Consider the following 16,706-nt stretch of genomic DNA (forward strand, 5'->3'; position numbering starts at 1 on the left):
TAAGATAAACTTAGGCGATGAGCCAAACCCAAGACGTTGAGATGACCTTCTTCTTTCAGAAGGGTCTGTATCTAAACAAGACAAAAGCTTACGAAACTGCAATCCACAGTTACGAAGCTGCTCTCGATCTAAAACCCGACTACTCTGATGCCTGGTATAACCGGGGCAACGCTCTATATCACCTCAAAAAATACGAGGAGGCGATCGCCAGCTACGACCAAGCCCTTGACTATCAACCCGGTTTCCCAGAAGCCTGGAACAACCGAGGCAACGCCTTGGATGAACTCTTTCGTTATGAAGAAGCCATCCACAGCTATGACCAGGCGACCAAATTCAGGCAAAACTACTACTGGGCCTGGTATAACCGGGGCATCTCATTGAGAAACCTGGGGCGCTATCAAGAAGCGGTAGATAGCTACGATCGGGCCATTGAGTTTAAGCCTGATTATCATTGGGCGTGGTATGGTCGCGGGTTGGCTCTTCGCAAACTGGGTCAGCTTGAAAAAGTGATTGCCAGCTACGACAAAGCGATAGAGTTTAAGCCCGATTTTGAAGAGTCTTGGACAAACCGAGGCAACGCCCTCTATCACTTGGGGCACATTGAAGCGGCGATCGCCAGCTATGACAAAGCCTTAGAACTCAAGCCAAACACCGCCACCCTCTGGTATAACAAAGCCTGTTGCTACGCCATTCAGGGCGAACTAGATCTGGCGTTTGAGCACCTAGAACGTGCGCTCGAATTCAACCCTCGTGAATATCGTGAGATTGCTCAAGCCAACGCCGACTTTGACCCACTCCGGCAAGATGAACGCTTTCTATCTCTGTTAGCGGCTCGATATCCAGGCGAGGCGTAAGACAGCGCGATATGCAACTTGAGGAATCGCGGGAGGCTAGATATCGCTGGGGGCGATCGTTAGGGTTGCTCATGGCTTATGGACAGCAGGCTGCTAAATATGAGCAGATTTTGACGGTTGAGCCTGACAACGTTGATGCACTAGTTTGCCGAGGATATGCGCTGGAAAAGCTAGGACGCTATGAAGACGCGATCGTCAATTTTGAACGGGCGATCGTCCTGCGTCCTCAGTGGGCGCTGGCGTGGCAGGGGCGAGGTCTCGCGCTGGGTAAACTCGGTCACCCTGAAGAAGCCTTGACCAGCTTTCGTCAAGCGCTCAAGTTTGAGCCAAATGACTATCGCACCTGGCAGAATCACGGCAAAATTTTGCTCAATCTTTCTCGCTACCAAACAGCGATCGCTAGCTTCGATCGAGTGTTGGCGCTCAACCCAGATAGCCACAAAGCCTGGTATAACCGGGGCATTGCACTTTCGTGTCTAAATCGCCAGCAAGCGGCTCTGCTCAATGTGGATATGGCGCTAAAAATCAAACCGAACTGCGACTATGTTTGGAACTATCGAGGCGTAATTCTCAATAAACTGCGCCGCTATGCTGAGGCGTTGGTCAGTTTTGACAACTGCTTAAAAATCAACGATCGCAATGCCAGCGCTTGGTATGGCAAAGCCTGCACCTACACGCTCCAGGGAGAGCTTGACCAAGCCTTAGAGAATTTGGATCGAGCTATTCAGTTGTCACGCTGTATCATTCAAGGCATGGCGACCACCGAATTGAGTTTTCAAACCCTTCGAGGAGACGCAAGATTTCAGGCACTAATTAGAGAAGAGATCAGTGTCCTACGGGCATTGGTTATTGACTGAGCCACGCGATCGCTTGACGAATCCAGGCTTCAGCGTCATCTGATTTTGAGAGCGTGGTGCTTTGTCCGACGGCTTGCAAGGCTTGAGTGATTTCTCGATCGGTGTAACCCAATGCGAGTAAGGTCATCTCGACATCTTCAAGAATATTAGTAGCAGGCCCGGCTCCGGGGGCGATGGCAATGCCTGCTTGTTGTCGCCATTCGGCAAGTTTAGTTTTTAACTCTAAAGCGATGCGCTCGGCGGTTTTGCTGCCAACGCCGGGAGTGCGAGAAAGTAGGCGTGTATTGCCCGTCACGATCGCCTGAACGAGATCTTGCAGTCCCAGCGTGTCGAGCAAGGCTAACGCCAGTTGCGGGCCGATGCCGCTGACGCTCACGAGTTGCCGAAACAGATCGCGTTCGGCAGATGAGCTAAACCCAAACAGCGTCACCTGATCTTCTCGCACATTGAGATGCGTAAAGATTTGAGCGTCTTCCCCAACTTCAGGAAGTTGTTGCAGCAATCGCGGCACGACTTGCAGGTCATAGCCAATTTGATTTACCTCAAGGGTGAGGGTGACGTGCTTGCTGCTTTTTTGAATGCCTGCGATCGTTCCTTTGAGATAGCCAATCATGAAGATGAAGTTTAGAGTGCAGACGGTCTTACTTCTATTGTAGGAAGCCGAAGTATTGTAAGCCTTCTAAGATTCCGGCGGCACAAAACCCTTGGGCGAGATAGCGATCGTCACTCAAATTTTTGTGATGCCATTGCAATAATTCTGGTTGAGCGTTGCCCATAATTACGCCCAAAGTTTTTTGCTCAAAGAGTGCAATATCGTTGCCCGAATCGCCACACGCGATCGTGCGATCGAACTCAAACCCTAGCACTTGCTGAATATAAGCGAGCGCGTTTCCTTTATTAGCTCGGCTAGACAGAATATCGAGATCTTGATTGCTGCTGTAAATCAGTTGAGCGTCAACGCCTTGATGCTTAATTTTGGCTTCGAGGTCTGGCAAAATGTGCGCGTCTTCTGCGTCAAGCAAAAAGCTGACTTTAAGAGAACGCTGCTCAGACTCTGGTTGCGGCACAAGCTGAGGAAATTGTTGAGTAATCGCAACGATCGCGTCTCGATTCCACCCGGCTGAAGACTGGGTTGTCCATTTCTGGTCTAAAACCTTGCCGGGGTAATAAATCTCAGTCCCGACGGCGGTAATCAACACATCTGGCTCTAGTAAGTTCACTTCGGTTGATAGTTTCTGATAAGACGTGATCGATCGTCCGGTTGAATAAACCAGCTTTACGCCGTTGACTTGACGACATTGCGTTAAGCGTTGATTGAGTTTGTCGAGGGCACGATCGTCGCCGACTAAAGTGTTATCTAAATCCGTCACTAATAGAAATTGGGTCACAGCTATCTCACAAACTCGCCGCTTCTGAGTTTAGCGATTGTCACGACTAAAATCTTCTAAATCTTGGGGAGTGTTGCAGTTGAATAAAATTTCTCGGTTTTCTAAACGTAATTCTTGAACCTGCTGATTGGCTAACCAAGATTGAAACGATCGTCCGCCTTGATCAATAAACTGCTGCAATTCAGATAAGCATTGACGGCGATAAAATCCGCAGAGCGGTTCCCAGCCTTTTTGACTGTGGGGCAACAGCGCGATCGTATCGGGTGAAATTGTCTCTAACTCGGCTGTCCATGATTGCAAAGTTTCGCCCCGCAATCGAGGTAGATCACACGCCAACAGCAATACCCAGTCGGTTTGAATGTACGTTAATCCTTGAGCAAAGCCCACTAACGGCCCTTGTTGAATATCTACGATCAGATGACAATGAGGAGGCACAACTGCACGATAGCGATCGCTCCAAGCCGTCACCACATAAATTTGATTAGTGCAGTGTAGTGCCGCTTCGCAAACTCGTCTCAGCAGAGGAACGCCCGAAATTTTAATCAGCGCTTTATCGCGGCCCATACGAGTACTTTGTCCCCCAGCCAGAACGATCGCGCTCAAAGAAACTTGGGAAATTGTAGGCGTTGAATCCATACTCTAGCGATCGAGTTCGACCCACTTATTTTTAGACAATAAACCGGACTTGATAGTGATGTGAGATTTAGGGATATGAAAGCGATCGGACAGCAGCTTGATTAGCTCTTTGTTGGCTTTACCGTCAACAGGTGGCGATTTCAAATGCACAGTCAAGCTTCCATCTGGCTGCTGTTCGATCTGTTGCTGTTTAGAATTTGGCTTCACCTTGACCCTTAAAATTTCCACTCATCCAAATCCCAAAACCGTTCTATAACTCTACTTTAGTGACTCAACGATCGAGGCAAGGGCAACTATGCAAAACGTCATTGCAGCGAGTGGCATTAGCCAAACTGATATCAGAATCCGCAAAACCTCCGTGACGGGCGAAGCGCCAAGGCTTCCAGCGATAATGTAAACTAACGCAAAACCTACCAGAAACAGAAACAATAGCTTCATCGCTTTAAAGGAAAGTTTAACGATCGGGCTATAGTTTGTGTTCTCAGGCTCAGGGGCACGATATCGACGATTGATTGGGTTAGCCATCGTCTCTAGTTCATCCAGTCGATACTGCATGGTGTGCAGTTGGGCTTGAAGTAGGTTGATCTGCGTCGTCAGGATTGCGATCGCGGGTGCCACTTCTGAAGAAATAACCTGAGGAGAAGGAATACCAGCCTGAAAAGGGGATGAGGGCATTGTTTGGGGGCTTAGATGACGCATAGGTGCAACTCCTAAATGTTTGAAGCGAGACAAAAAATCTCCTCACCTTGGCTTAATTGAGGCGTTTGAGGCACCTCCACCGCTATCATCTCGCAAGCCTAATATTTACGCCGTTTGATTATGTGTGATGCAGGTTTATCTGTCTGTGTCGGAATCGATCGATTTGTTGGAAAAAGTTGGATGTTCTCTATCTGCCTATTTAGTCATAGAGCGCTAAAGCGATGATTGATCGAAAATCACCCCCTTCAGCTTCCTGATTTAGCTTCACTAAATCATTACAATAGAGAGAAAAAATAATAACTGGCTGGCAAATGGGTGATGACGAAGCATTGGAGTTTGCAGATGAATGGGTTTTTGCAGCGATCGGGGAGCATTTTGACGACTTAACACGAGACATTTTTAAAGGAGTCTGGAATGGGCAAACCTATGAGCAGATAGCCCAAGCTTTGTGCTACGACGAAAGCTATATGCGTTATCTGGGTTCGTGCCTGTTTAGGCAACTCTCGAAGGCGCTCGGCGAAAATGTCAGCAAATCAAACTTTAAGGCAGCGCTCATCCGGCGACATCGCGCCAATCAAGCACCCGCTTCTGAGCCTTTGACGATCGCGGTCAATGCAAATTTTGTGGGTCGCGAACGGGCGATCGCCGACCTCAATCAGTTTGTCAGTCAGGGCGCAAAAATCATTGTCATTCAAGGAGAGGGCGGGTTAGGAAAGACAACTCTCGCCCGAAAATATCTTGACACTCAAGGGTTTGACCTGCAATTAGAACTGTGGATGCCCACCGAGCAAGAGAGCATTACCCCGGCTGAAAACATGGTCGAAGAATGGCTACGCAAAAATTTTAACGAGGAAACCGAACGAGATTTTGGCATTAACCTAGAGCGGCTGCGGCGCAAACTACGAGAACCCGATCGTCGCATTGGGGTGCTGATTGACAATCTAGAACCTGCTTTGAATGGGGAAGGCAGATTTATCGATACTCGTCGCCCCTATGTCGATTTGCTGCGAGTGTTGGCAGATTCTTCAGTGCGATCGGTGACGCTGATCACGAGCCGAGAGCGCTTATATGAACCCAGCGTGAGTGTCCAACCTTATCGCCCCGACAGCTTAAGCGAAGAGGATTGGAAACAGTTTTTTAGCAGCCGTCAAATTCGCACCGAGTCTGGGGCTTTGTCTGAGATGTGGCGCTCTTATGGCGGCAACGCTAAAGCGATGAAGATTCTCAGTGGCGCTATCTTGACCGACTCCGATGGCGATATCGAGACATATTGGCAAGAAAACAAAGATGATTTGTTAATTGAGCAAGAGCTAAATCATTTAGTTGCCAGTCAATTTACGCGATTGCAAACGGTTGATCTAGATGCTTATCAATTGCTGTGTCGATTAGGGTGTTATCGCTATCAAGATATTTCTTATATCTCAACAGAAGGCGTATTGTGTCTGTTGTGGGATGTGCCTTTAGAACGACGCAGACGAGTGATTAAATCACTGCAAGAACGATCGCTGCTCGAAGGGCGACGCGAACAAAAATATTGGCTGCATCCAGTAATCAGGGCAATGGCGATCGCGAGACTTAAAGCAAGTGATGAATGGACAACCACTCATCAAAATGCTGCCGAGTTTTGGATGCAGAGTGTCCAAATTGTGAACACGGTAGAAGATGCTTTAAGAGCGCTAGAAGCCTATCATCACTATCTAGAAATTAGTAACTTTGAGCTTGCCTGTAATGTCATTGTTGAGTTTAGAAACAGCCAGTGGGGTGAAGAAATTCCGTTAGGGTGGCTGTTTTATCGATTGGGCTTAATGGAACAAATGGTTTCTGCCATTAATCGAATTATCGATAACGTCACCTCAGATCACCGATCGGGAATGCTCTATAACTTACTGGGCTATATCTATCGCCTTGCTGGAAATTTTCAACAAGCGATCGAGTGTCACCAAAAAGCAGGAGACATTGCAGAAGCGTTTAACCAAGATCAATTCAAAGTTTCAACCCTGCTGAATTTAGGACTTTGCAAAAAAGACTTATGGGAAGTTGAGTCAGCGATCGGATATTTTAACCAGGTTTATTCGCTGAGTCAGCAAGATACGGTTCACTCAGGCTATCTCGTTTATTCTCAGTGCTGTCTGGCTTATTTATATTCCAGTACTGGGTTTGAGCAACCCGCTTTAGAGTTTGCTAATCAAGTTAATTCTGAAACCTTACTGAGTCAGCTTTCGACTTGGGGGGCGGGCTATAGCCTTCTCTATTTAGCAGCTACATATCGAAATGTGGGAGAGACGGCGCGATCGCTAGCGCTCTACCAAAAAACCATGTTGTATTCTGAAGAAAACCACTTCACCCAAATCAAAGCCAACGCCCTTCACGGCATCGCTCAACTCTATCGGGATCAACAAGCCTTTGAACCTGCGATTTCGCATCACCAGCAAGCGATTAAACTCTTGGGCAAAATTGGGGCTAAATGTGACCTCGCTGAAGCTTATTTGCAGCTTGGCATCACCTATCAAACGATGAGCCAAGCTGAAGAAAGTCGCATCCATTTCTATCGAGCCATGCGATTATTTACCGAGATGGAAGCCCCCAAGCGGGTCGAGCGAGTGCGCGGCTACATGTGACAAGACGCTGTAGGAGCATGGCACTGCCGTGCCCATTGTCCTGGCAAACAACCAATATTATTCAATGCACGATCGTTAGTTATGCACCACGATCGGAGTCCCTACCGAGGCCCAATCAAATAGCCGCTCGGCGTGATCGACTGCCACATTCACACATCCATGACTCACCGGAGTGCCAAAACTGTGATGCCAATAAGCGCCATGAATGGCATAACCGCCCGAATAATACATCGTAAATGGCACATCTGAAATGTCGTAATCGTCTCCTTGCATCCTTGCAATTTGCAGCTTTGACTGAATCTGAAAGACTCCGGTTAGCGTTGGCGTAGCTGCTTTGCCAGTTGAGACAATCACGGCACTAAACGGGGTTTTTCCTTGCCAAGCAATCAATCGCTGTCGAGTTAAATCGATTTCAATCCAGCGTTGATTTGACTTCTTTAACTTCGTCATCGCACTCTTAATCGGATTGGTTGCCTGTGCGATCGCAGTGGGTGGTATTTGCGTTGAAGCAGGTGCTGCAAAAACACTAAAAGAAATCATCATCAGTGTGGCACTTGCCACAGTTCCAGCGTTGTGTAACCAACGACGATTGATGAGGCACTTGATCATCAGTCCCTCCCATCCTTAATAATTTAATAATGTTTGAATATTAGTAAATGCAACCTTGCACCAACGCTTAGATCTCAGGCGGGGCACTACTATCGGGGCATGGCACCGGGACACGACCGAGACGCGGCAGTGCCATGTCCCTACCGTTCGTCAATCAAATTGGTATGAGATTAGCTACACTGCTCTTAAATCACATTCCGCATTGGCGAGATGTTTAACAACTTCATCAGAGTTTTGGCTTGCTGCGTCACTGCCTCCCAGTTCTGAGATTGCATCGCCTGTTGAGGAAACAAACTCCCGGCTAGACCGATCGCCACCGCTCCCGCCTCGATCAACGCTGGAGCATTCTCAAAAGTCACGCCCCCCGTAGGAATTAAAGGAATCTGCCCGATCGGAGCTTGCAGACTGCGAATATAGTTAGCGCCGCCTAGCGCCTGAACCGGAAACACCTTGACGCTGCTGGCCCCGGCTTGCCACGCTGTCACAATCTCAGTCGGAGTCAACGCACCCGGAATGATCGGAATGTCGCGATCGACCGCCATGCGAATCAGATCGACATTAATATGAGGCGTAAAAACAAACGCCACTTTTGCGGCGATCGCGCCTTGCAATTGTTCTAACGTTAATACAGTTCCGGTGCCGATCGTGCAGTCTGGCAACTCTGACTGAAGTTGGTGAATCAGCTTGGCAGGGCGATCGCTATCCCACGTAATTTCGATTAGCTTCATTCCCCCGGCTGCGACAGCTTTTGCCATTTGTCTGCCGAGTTCAAAGTCAGAGGCACGAATTACGGCGATCGCCCGTTGCTGACGCACGACAGTTAACCAGGATTGAATCTTCATTTCTTAAATATGTCCGAGACAAAAGTTAATTACGGCTTAACTAATGGATTCAACAATAAGCTGTTTTGTCCTAAAAATTGCAGAAACTCAGCCATTAGAAAGAAGCTGATTAAGTCGCTAGAAAGAGGAGATTTAAGAAATAAGTATCTAACATCATAAACAAAGCGAAAGATAGCTTGAGGAAATTAACATGGCACTCTATAAGATTAAAGACTTCGATCCAAACTATCGTGATCATTTTGATGGTCAAGATGTCAAAGATTTGGATCTCTACTCGGGTGATGAAAGAATCGGATCAGTCAACGACGTTTTAGTTGACGAAGAAGGACGCTTTCGCTACCTGATCATCAGCACAGGCGCATGGATCTTTGGCAAAAAAGTCATGCTTCCGATCGGACGTGCCCGCATCGACTACAACGCTCGTCGTGTTTATGCAGACGGTTTGACCAAGCAGCAAGCCGAAGCCCTACCAGAATTGACGGATGATCTCAAAATCGACCGCACCCACGAAGAGCAAGTGCGTAACGTCTATCGCCCTTCTGCCACAGGTGCTGCCAATGCTCTGGGTTCCACTCCCCTAGACACCCCGGTTGGATTAGAGTCCCCAACTCCCGTTGAAGGCATGGCCTATGCAGGCTCTTCGATGGGTGCGGTTGACACCACCTCTGATCGTCTAGACTACGATCGCGACACCTATGACTATGGTATGGATGCCGATCTCTACGACATTGACGAGAGCACAAACCCCAGTCTCAAACTCTATCAAGAGCGCCTCGTAGCCAATAAGAGCCGCCAGAAAACGGGTGAAGTCGCGATCGGCAAGCACGTCGAAACAGACACCGCCAGAGTTTCTGTGCCCATCGAAAAAGAGCGGGTCGTGATTGAGCGCAGCACTCCAACGGGTGGTACTGCTGTAACTCCTGGTAGCGCAACCTTCCAAGAAGGCGAAGTGGCACGCATGGAAGTCTACGAAGAAACGCCTGATATTCACAAAGAAGCGTTTGTGCGAGAAGAAGTGCGGGTGACGAAAGTCGTTGATCAAGACACCGTGGATGCTGAAGAGCAAGTTCGCCGCGAAGAACTCGACATCGACACTCAAGGTCGTCCGGTTGTTGAAGGCGATGCTAAGTCGCGAATCTAATCCCAATTTGATTGATGCGACAGATTCGGGTAGGGGCACGACCTGTCGTGCCCTCTACAATCGTTCGATCAGTCGTAATTTTTTCTGAAGTTGGCACAACATCCAAGCGGGCAGGGCTGGCTAACGGCTCTGTCCGCACCTCTATAAAAATCTGCCCCTATTAGATCTATGAATCGTGAAATTTCTGCAAAAGCACAGCCAGTTGATGATGCAACTCGTCGGTTAGCCCCTAGGTTGGACCAATTAAAAATGAAGCTACAGGGCTTTGCGGTGATCGACTCTGAGGGGCGATTGATTGGTGAGGTCAGTGATTTAATGCTCAACGACGAACAGCACTTGCACCTGGTCGTTTCTCAGCCAGATGTCAATTATGGACAGCGTTCTTTCTGGATTCCGAGTCGAGTGGTGAGTCGGGTGCGATCGCGCTCCAACACGCTTTCTGTCACACTCACTCAAGCCGACATCCAACACTTCCCGGAATATCAATCGTCTATGCAATCTTCAAATGAGTCGGATTCTGACGCGATCGCAACCAACCAACAAAGCCAAGAACTTGATCTAACTTCTTTAGAAGGGTTAGAAAATCAGCCTACTGTTGCTAGGGCACAGGGATTAATTGATCCTACAAACCTACCCAAAGCAGTTTCGCGAGAAGTGGTGCAAGAAGAGACCATTCGACTTTTAGAAGAACGATTAGCGGTTGACTATAACAGACATAAAATTGGCGAAGTAATCATTCGTAAAGAGGTTGAAATTCGCATCATTGAAGTTCCAGTTCGGCGTGAAAAACTGATTGTTGAGCAGATTAGTCCCGACTATAGACAGTTAGCAGAAATCGATCTAGGGCAAGGCGAGATCGAGGGTGTAGAACTGAGAAATTATCAATCGAATGGTTCACAAACTAAGGGCAATCACTTAACCGTTAGCGGTGAGTTTAATTCGCCTAAAACGGGTGCCTGGTTGCTTGACTCGATCGCACATCAAGCGCACCATAGCTGCAAAAAGATTCGCATCGAAATTGAGGTAGAAGACCCTACTCATTTTGATTTATATCAAGGCTGGTTCGATCGCTGCTCAATTCGTGAAGAACAGCCCGATTAATCGGATTTGTTCCCAAAATTGGGACGATTCTCAGCCCACGGCTGCACCGCTTCGATCTGTGCCGCCAATGAGAGAATCGTCACCTCATCGGCAGGGCGACCCACTAGCTGAATGCCGACGGGCACCCCATTGTTATCAAACCCCGCAGGTAGCGAGATGGCGGGCTGTCCGCTGACGTTAAACGCGGGGCAAGGGGCGATCCATTGACTGATCCGCTCGATCGTCGCTGCCGAACTGAGCTTTGCCCACGCTCCGACTCGAATGGCGGGGTGAAAATAAGTGGGCGTTAACAGCACATCAAACGGTTCGATCATCTGGACGACTTGCCGAGCAAAGCGCTGAAGTTGATGAACCGATCGCACATACTGACTCGCCCTCGTAAACCGTGCTCTCAGCCACAGCCAGCGATTCACGCGCTCTAAAAAAAACGGGGGAATGCCAACATCCGTTTGGGTGCGCCAAGTTGTCACAAAGGGTTCTATCAAATCGCCAAAATCGGGGATTATTGACTCGACTTCATGACCTAGCCCTTCGAGCAGACGCGCCACTTTTAGGGTGGCATTTTGACAGATTGGATCAGCATCTCCGATCGGCAAAATTGATGTGATGCAACCAATTTTTAGTTTGCCAGGAGCCTTCTGAGTCGCAGCTAAAAAAGACGGGTCAGGGTTAGCAAGCCAATAAGGATCTCCAGTCACATAGCCTGCCGTCACATCTAAAAATGCAGCAGCATCTGCAACGGTGTGTGTAAGCGCCCCATTGACCGCACAGCCGCCTAAATAGTCGCCCACTGGCGCATTAGAGATTCTGCCGCGCGAAGGCTTTAGCCCCACAAGACCGCAACAAGCCGCCGGGCCGCGAACCGAACCGCCTCCATCAGAGCCTTGCGCGATCGCACAAAAGCCTGCGGCAACGGCGGCGGCCGATCCCCCACTTGACCCACCCGGCGTATAGTCTAAATTCCAAGGGTTGCGGGTCGGCGGAAAGCCAGGTGGTTCTGTGTAAGGAAATGAGCCAAGCTGAGAGGTTGCCGTCTTGCCTAAAATGATGAAGCCCGCCTGCTTGATTTTTGTAACGACTGAATCATCGTGTTTAGCAACGTTTTTTTGCAGGGCAATCTTCACCCCAAATGAAAGTGGAACATCGGCAACAGGATTGAGATCTTTAATGCCGATCGGAACGCCAAAAAAAGGCGGTAACTCTGAGATATCACCCGTTAGCTGCTCGGTTTTGGCTTTAGCATCTGCGATCGCGCGATCGGCTATTACGGTAAAAAAGCTGCCTAACTGCGAGTCTAGCTGCTGAATGCGTTCTAAATAAAGTTGGGTGAGTTCGAGAGGAGACACGTCTCGATCGCGAATCAGCCGCGCTTGGTCTAGGGCTGAAGTAAAGGCTAAGTCAACTAAATCCATGCCGATGATCTCAGAGAAAAGGGCCAAAAGAACTGCCGCCGATCGTACCTTCAGTTTAAAAGACTGCAAAAGGAAACGTTAGCATTGCTGCACATCGGGATGATTTGGGTAGGGACAATCCCCCCGTGGTGCCCTCCGTCAGGGATAGGCACGGGGCGCTACCCCTACAGCCATTTTATCCCCTCATTCTGCAACACCAAAACGTTCTCACACTGGTAGGGTTCATCAACACAAAATTCGTTCTATTCTCTCTTGAGAAATCATTCAAAAGGAGAGTCAGCGAATCTTGAGAATTGCTTAAGCTTAACTCAGCGATCGCGCTAAACTTTGTTAGAAACACGAAGTCGCACGCTTTCTGTCTTAGCACTCAGAGGTATGCAGTGGATTTAGGGATCATCGAAACGCTCACTCCAATGTCTCAAGGGTCTCCAGAACCGATTACTGGAACCGAATCTTTATTTCCCCTGGTGACTGAGCCAGATCCTAAAATTCCTAAAGATGCGCTTCGGACTAGCTTAAAAGCTTCGACGATCGATGGCGTGTTTGCAACAGTTTTCTCCAACATTGTCGGGGGTGTGCTGCTCAGTAACTTTTTAGTCGAGTTACACGCCAGTCCGGTCGAAATTGGGCTGTCGGCATCGATTCCCATGTTGGCAAACTTGGTTCAGCCTTTGGGCGCTTATTGGGGTGATCGTACTCGCAGCCGCCACATGTATTGCTTTTGGATTTATACCCCGGCTCGTCTGATCTGGCTGCTGCTGGTGATCGGCATCGCGATCGCGAGTTGGGGGCAGTTAGATTCACATCTGCTCGTGCAGTGGACGCTGCTGATCGTCTGTGTCACTTACGCGTTAGGAGCCTTGGGCAGCGCTGCCTGGTTGAGTTGGCTGGCGGCGTTAGTGCCTCGACGACTGCGAGGGCGATATTTTGGGATTCGTAACAGCGCTGCCAGTTTAACCTGTCTGATCTCAGTGCCGATCGCCGGAGTGATTGTCTCTACTTATCCGCGTGGCACCATTGAAGGTTATGGCTTTGTCTTGCTGTTGGGCATCATTATGGGGCTGGTAAGTTTGGGCTATCAGTGTTTGATGGTGGATGTCAATCCGCAAACTCAAAAACGATTGGCCGGGGTCACTGTTCAAGATGTCACTGCGCAAGAAGGGACGATCGCGCCCGATCAGCCTTCGGGGATTAAATCTGTGTTCGCCTCACCAATTCTACAAGACGGAAACTTTTTGCGCTTTTTGGTCTACTTTGGCGTGTGGATGTTTGCCGTCAATCTGAGTGCGCCATTTTTCAACTTATATATGTTGGATAATCTGTCGATCGATGTCGCTTGGGTGACGGCTTATAACAGTCTGACGGCGGGGGCAAACCTGGTGATGCTGCTTTTTTGGGGCAAACTCGCCGATCGCTTTGGCAACCGAGCTTTGCTGCTGCTAGTCGGAATTCTGGTTGCTGTCACGCCGCTCTTTTGGCTGGCAACTGGGGCAAACGCGATCTCGATCTGGCTGTGGCTGCCGTTGCTACATATTCTAGGGGGCGGAACCTGGGCTGCGATCGACCTATGCAACAACAACATTCAACTGGGTATTGCTCCGGTTAAACATCAAGCGGCTTACTTTGCAGTGGCGGCAGCGATCGCGGGTGTCAGTGGTGCGTTAGGAACCACTGCGGGCGGATATCTTGCCCAATTTGCTGATTATGGTGGCATACCGGGGCTATTTGCGCTCTCTAGTGTGGTGCGGTTAATTGCGCTGTTGCCGTTGGTGTCTGTGCATGAGGAGGGAGGGCAATCGATCGGGCAAGTCATCAAAGCACTGCTGCCATCAAAAACAGAGCCGATCGACCTACAACTCTCTGAGGAGCCTTGAAGTTAGATACCTTGTTCAACTTACTGCATTAGGTTTCACGCATCCACTCCAACGACGGTTTTCGCTGTGATTTTACACAGTCCTGCAAATATAAATTAATCAAACTTTGATAAGAAACACCTGTTTCCTCAGCTAAAGCCTTAAAGTACTCGACCACTTCCTCTTCAAGCCGAATTGTCACTTGCTTCTTAAGCTTTTTGATGTACGGATTCTTCACAGATTGAGAGAAATCATACTCATCTTTCATAAAAGAAAACTCTGATGTAAATGTCGTCATTAAGTTAGATGCGCTGGGAAGTGAGAGGCTTCTGACCTACCAAGAATCTCACTTAAAGCGATCGGCTAGATCATTACGTGCTGAAAAAATCAGAGTCACACTCTTTTCACGCTCACCTGCCAATCATTATCCACTTTTTGGACGTGAAGGCTAGGAACACTCTGAAGTAGCTCAATCAATTTGATACCAGGACATATACTTCGCATTGAAACCCGTATCGGTTGCTTGTAATAATCGCAAAACTTTTTGCTCAATACCGCAATCGTCACAAATTTCTTCGGATTATTTGCTGTCAAACTTCTGATGATCTCTGCCAAAGCTATCTCTAAATCATTTGCTGATTCGATCTCAGGAACCAAGTTTAGTTGATGTTCTGAAATCTTTTGAGCGTGGCAAGGAACGTTCTCTTCAGCGCCTTCAGCTTTCAACATTGTCAATAAACGCCCGTCAACTTTCCAAGGTCGCTTAATTCTGTACTGGATTAAGATTGCCTGAGACTGTTGAAGATCAGGGACTATTGCTTGAAGAAGAGCCACATAAAACTCTTGGGGTACTTGAGTATCGTAGATTGAAAAACGTCTGCTACTTCTGAGAAAACCTCTCAAACCGTCACTACAGCCTTGAACTTTTGCCACTTCTTCAGGTGACACTTCATACTTTTCATAAAATAACTCGGTGAGCCTAATCACCCTAATCCAGGGACTGCCGTTCCTTTGAGATTCAAGGACGATAAAGTTTTCCAGTTCTTCGAGTAGCTGTTGTAACGATAAAAATGAGGACGAATTTTGGTTAGGCTCATCCATTGTGCTGAACTAAACTCAAATGACGATATTAATGACCTATAGCTACAGGCGCAGTGCTGAGTATTCCATGATTCTCCGAGTGCGACTTTCCTCACCGAAAAAACCCTGATCTATTCAGGTGACTTTACAAGCAAAGTTTCCTTGAAAGCTCTGACGATCGCGCTCCAAAACCGCTCCAACTTTTAGCATCCTGAGTATGATGAGGAAAGCGTTCAGGGGCAAAACTTTAGATATGAGAGATCGCATTGAGCAACTGACGCAGAATCTCAGCCAAACGATCGTCGGTAAATCTGAGGCAATTCGCCTAGTGTTGGTTGCCTTGCTATCGGGAGGTCACGCCCTTCTAGAAGATGTCCCTGGGGTCGGCAAAACCCTGCTGGCCAAGTCTTTGGCGAAATCGATCGACGGTCGGTTTCAGCGCGTGCAGTGTACGCCCGATCTGCTGCCTAGTGATGTCACAGGCACCAATATTTGGAATCCTCGATCGGGTGAGTTTGAGTTTATGGCGGGCCCTGTCTTTGCCAACATTCTGCTGATGGATGAGATCAATCGCGCCACCCCTCGCACCCAATCTGCGCTGCTAGAAGTGATGGAAGAGAAACAAGTGACAGTCGATGGCGTGTCTCGATCGGTGCCCCAACCATTTTTTGTGATTGCGACTCAAAACCCGATCGAATATCAAGGCACCTTCCCGCTTCCAGAAGCTCAGATGGATCGCTTTGCTCTGTCTTTATCGCTCGGATATCCAACTGAACGCGAAGAGTTGCAGATGTTGCATCGACTTCAAGACGGGCACACGTTTCAAGAACTCCAGTCCTGTATCTCGCTGGCAGAGGTGCAAGAGCTTCAGCGTCTCTCTGGTCTGGTGAAGGTTGAAACCTCGATTCAGCAATATATTCTTAACTTGGTGAGAGCGACGCGAGAAGATGAAGAAATTACGCTAGGGGTCAGTCCTAGAGGCACAGTAGCGCTGCAAAAAGGGGCACAGGCGCTAGCGTTTTTAGATGGCAGAGACTACGCAATTCCTGATGATGTGAAAGAACTTGCGCCTTGTGTGCTGGCACACCGAATGATTCCGACCGGAGGCAGGAGAGCGAGGGGAATTGTCGATCGTCTCCTGCGATCTGTTGCGATTCCCTAATCTTCGTCGGTTGGGCGCATGGCTTCTCGTGCTAACACAGCCAAACCCGCTACCCCCATACTGACAAACCAGACATACTGATACCAATAATGTTGGATCTGAGCGGTTGGGGTCAATTCAGGGTGCAATGTGCAGAGATAAAATAGCAGAAAGATCATCGTCAGACCGCCAAACCCGGTGAAGGTCAGCCCCATCAAAATCCGAGCGGGTCTGAGGTCGTCGTCGGTGATGTCGTCAATGTCAATTTCTGCCAGTCGATCGAGAGACTCGTCTGCAACTTGCGAGGCTTCACCCAAATTCATCGCCATCTCTGACGGCAGCAGAGGGGCGATCGCGCTCACGGTTTTGACGCGCAGCGATCGCTCAGTATCCCGCAAAAGCTCTAAAGGTTTGCGCGCTAGGGGTTCAGCAAACTCAACTCTATCGGACATTTTAGGATCAAAATCCATATCGC

At 48.6% G+C, this 16,706-nt stretch carries 18 protein-coding genes; 7 read left to right on the plus strand and 11 right to left on the minus strand.

Features of this window, described 5'->3' with window-relative positions; all coding sequences use genetic code 11:
• Positions 1-17 precede the first annotated feature (17 nt).
• Positions 18-854 (plus strand): tetratricopeptide repeat protein, encoded by an 837-nt coding sequence (locus C7B65_RS16770; RefSeq protein WP_073073517.1) that lies wholly within the window; start codon positions 18-20, stop codon positions 852-854.
• Between the two features lie 11 nt (positions 855-865).
• Complete coding sequence (locus C7B65_RS16775; RefSeq protein ID WP_083583038.1) at positions 866-1,711, plus strand: tetratricopeptide repeat protein; 846 nt, start codon at positions 866-868, stop codon at positions 1,709-1,711.
• Here C7B65_RS16775 and ruvA read toward each other — a convergent pair.
• Genes ruvA through C7B65_RS16800 form a run of 5 tightly spaced genes read right to left on the minus strand, consistent with a single transcriptional unit; the run spans position 1,701 to position 4,434 of the window.
• Positions 1,701-2,324: a Holliday junction branch migration protein RuvA gene (gene ruvA, locus C7B65_RS16780; protein ID WP_073073519.1), complete on the minus strand. Its 624-nt coding sequence runs from the start codon at positions 2,322-2,324 to the stop codon at positions 1,701-1,703. The genes C7B65_RS16775 and ruvA overlap by 11 nt on opposite strands.
• 34 nt (positions 2,325-2,358) lie before the next feature.
• Positions 2,359-3,099: a sucrose-phosphate phosphatase gene (locus C7B65_RS16785; protein WP_073073521.1), complete on the minus strand. Its 741-nt coding sequence runs from the start codon at positions 3,097-3,099 to the stop codon at positions 2,359-2,361.
• A 30-nt stretch (positions 3,100-3,129) separates the two neighbouring features.
• Positions 3,130-3,735 carry a molybdenum cofactor guanylyltransferase gene (locus C7B65_RS16790; protein WP_073073522.1) on the minus strand — a complete coding sequence of 202 codons (606 nt, stop codon included), beginning with the start codon at positions 3,733-3,735 and terminating at the stop codon, positions 3,130-3,132.
• A 3-nt stretch (positions 3,736-3,738) separates the two neighbouring features.
• Positions 3,739-3,963 (minus strand): DUF167 domain-containing protein, encoded by a 225-nt coding sequence (locus C7B65_RS16795; protein ID WP_073073524.1) that lies wholly within the window; start codon positions 3,961-3,963, stop codon positions 3,739-3,741.
• 30 nt (positions 3,964-3,993) lie between these two features.
• Complete coding sequence (locus C7B65_RS16800; protein ID WP_146135833.1) at positions 3,994-4,434, minus strand: hypothetical protein; 441 nt, start codon at positions 4,432-4,434, stop codon at positions 3,994-3,996.
• Between the two features lie 311 nt (positions 4,435-4,745).
• Here C7B65_RS16800 and C7B65_RS16805 point away from each other — a divergent pair, with 311 nt between their 5' ends.
• Complete coding sequence (locus C7B65_RS16805) at positions 4,746-7,052, plus strand: tetratricopeptide repeat protein (protein WP_073073527.1); 2,307 nt, start codon at positions 4,746-4,748, stop codon at positions 7,050-7,052.
• A 75-nt stretch (positions 7,053-7,127) separates the two neighbouring features.
• Here the strand turns inward: C7B65_RS16805 and C7B65_RS16810 are convergent, their stop codons facing one another.
• Both C7B65_RS16810 and C7B65_RS16815 read right to left on the minus strand, forming a co-directional pair.
• On the minus strand, positions 7,128-7,661 hold the full coding sequence (locus tag C7B65_RS16810; RefSeq protein ID WP_223257420.1) for a L,D-transpeptidase: 534 nt from the start codon (positions 7,659-7,661) through the stop codon (positions 7,128-7,130).
• Positions 7,662-7,846: 185 nt separating this feature from the next.
• Positions 7,847-8,503 carry a bifunctional 4-hydroxy-2-oxoglutarate aldolase/2-dehydro-3-deoxy-phosphogluconate aldolase gene (locus C7B65_RS16815; RefSeq protein WP_073073529.1) on the minus strand — a complete coding sequence of 219 codons (657 nt, stop codon included), beginning with the start codon at positions 8,501-8,503 and terminating at the stop codon, positions 7,847-7,849.
• Positions 8,504-8,693: 190 nt separating this feature from the next.
• On the opposite strand from C7B65_RS16815, the gene C7B65_RS16820 reads away from it, so the two are divergent.
• Together C7B65_RS16820 and C7B65_RS16825 are read left to right on the plus strand one after the other, a co-directional pair.
• Positions 8,694-9,644 (plus strand): DUF2382 domain-containing protein, encoded by a 951-nt coding sequence (locus tag C7B65_RS16820; protein WP_073073530.1) that lies wholly within the window; start codon positions 8,694-8,696, stop codon positions 9,642-9,644.
• A gap of 249 nt (positions 9,645-9,893) precedes the next feature.
• On the plus strand, positions 9,894-10,745 hold the full coding sequence (locus tag C7B65_RS16825; RefSeq protein WP_181314418.1) for a DUF2382 domain-containing protein: 852 nt from the start codon (positions 9,894-9,896) through the stop codon (positions 10,743-10,745).
• On the opposite strand, the gene C7B65_RS16830 is transcribed toward C7B65_RS16825, so the two are convergent.
• On the minus strand, positions 10,742-12,157 hold the full coding sequence (locus tag C7B65_RS16830) for an amidase (RefSeq protein WP_073073532.1): 1,416 nt from the start codon (positions 12,155-12,157) through the stop codon (positions 10,742-10,744). The genes C7B65_RS16825 and C7B65_RS16830 overlap by 4 nt on opposite strands.
• A gap of 413 nt (positions 12,158-12,570) precedes the next feature.
• Here C7B65_RS16830 and C7B65_RS16835 point away from each other — a divergent pair, with 413 nt between their 5' ends.
• On the plus strand, positions 12,571-14,031 hold the full coding sequence (locus C7B65_RS16835) for an MFS transporter (protein ID WP_106254075.1): 1,461 nt from the start codon (positions 12,571-12,573) through the stop codon (positions 14,029-14,031).
• A 28-nt stretch (positions 14,032-14,059) separates the two neighbouring features.
• Here C7B65_RS16835 and C7B65_RS16840 read toward each other — a convergent pair whose 3' ends face one another.
• On the minus strand, positions 14,060-14,278 hold the full coding sequence (locus tag C7B65_RS16840) for a DUF6364 family protein (RefSeq protein ID WP_073073601.1): 219 nt from the start codon (positions 14,276-14,278) through the stop codon (positions 14,060-14,062).
• Between the two features lie 125 nt (positions 14,279-14,403).
• Positions 14,404-15,111 carry a hypothetical protein gene (locus tag C7B65_RS16845; protein ID WP_073073534.1) on the minus strand — a complete coding sequence of 236 codons (708 nt, stop codon included), beginning with the start codon at positions 15,109-15,111 and terminating at the stop codon, positions 14,404-14,406.
• 232 nt (positions 15,112-15,343) lie between these two features.
• Here C7B65_RS16845 and C7B65_RS16850 point away from each other — a divergent pair, with 232 nt between their 5' ends.
• Positions 15,344-16,252: an AAA family ATPase gene (locus tag C7B65_RS16850; RefSeq protein ID WP_073073536.1), complete on the plus strand. Its 909-nt coding sequence runs from the start codon at positions 15,344-15,346 to the stop codon at positions 16,250-16,252.
• On the opposite strand, the gene C7B65_RS16855 is transcribed toward C7B65_RS16850, so the two are convergent.
• On the minus strand, positions 16,249-16,683 hold the full coding sequence (locus tag C7B65_RS16855) for a hypothetical protein (protein ID WP_244913225.1): 435 nt from the start codon (positions 16,681-16,683) through the stop codon (positions 16,249-16,251). The two genes, C7B65_RS16850 and C7B65_RS16855, sit on opposite strands and share 4 nt — an antisense overlap.
• Positions 16,684-16,706 lie beyond the last annotated feature (23 nt).

Source organism: Phormidesmis priestleyi ULC007 (assembly GCF_003003695.1).
Lineage (GTDB): Bacteria > Cyanobacteriota > Cyanobacteriia > Leptolyngbyales > Leptolyngbyaceae > Phormidesmis_A > Phormidesmis_A priestleyi_A.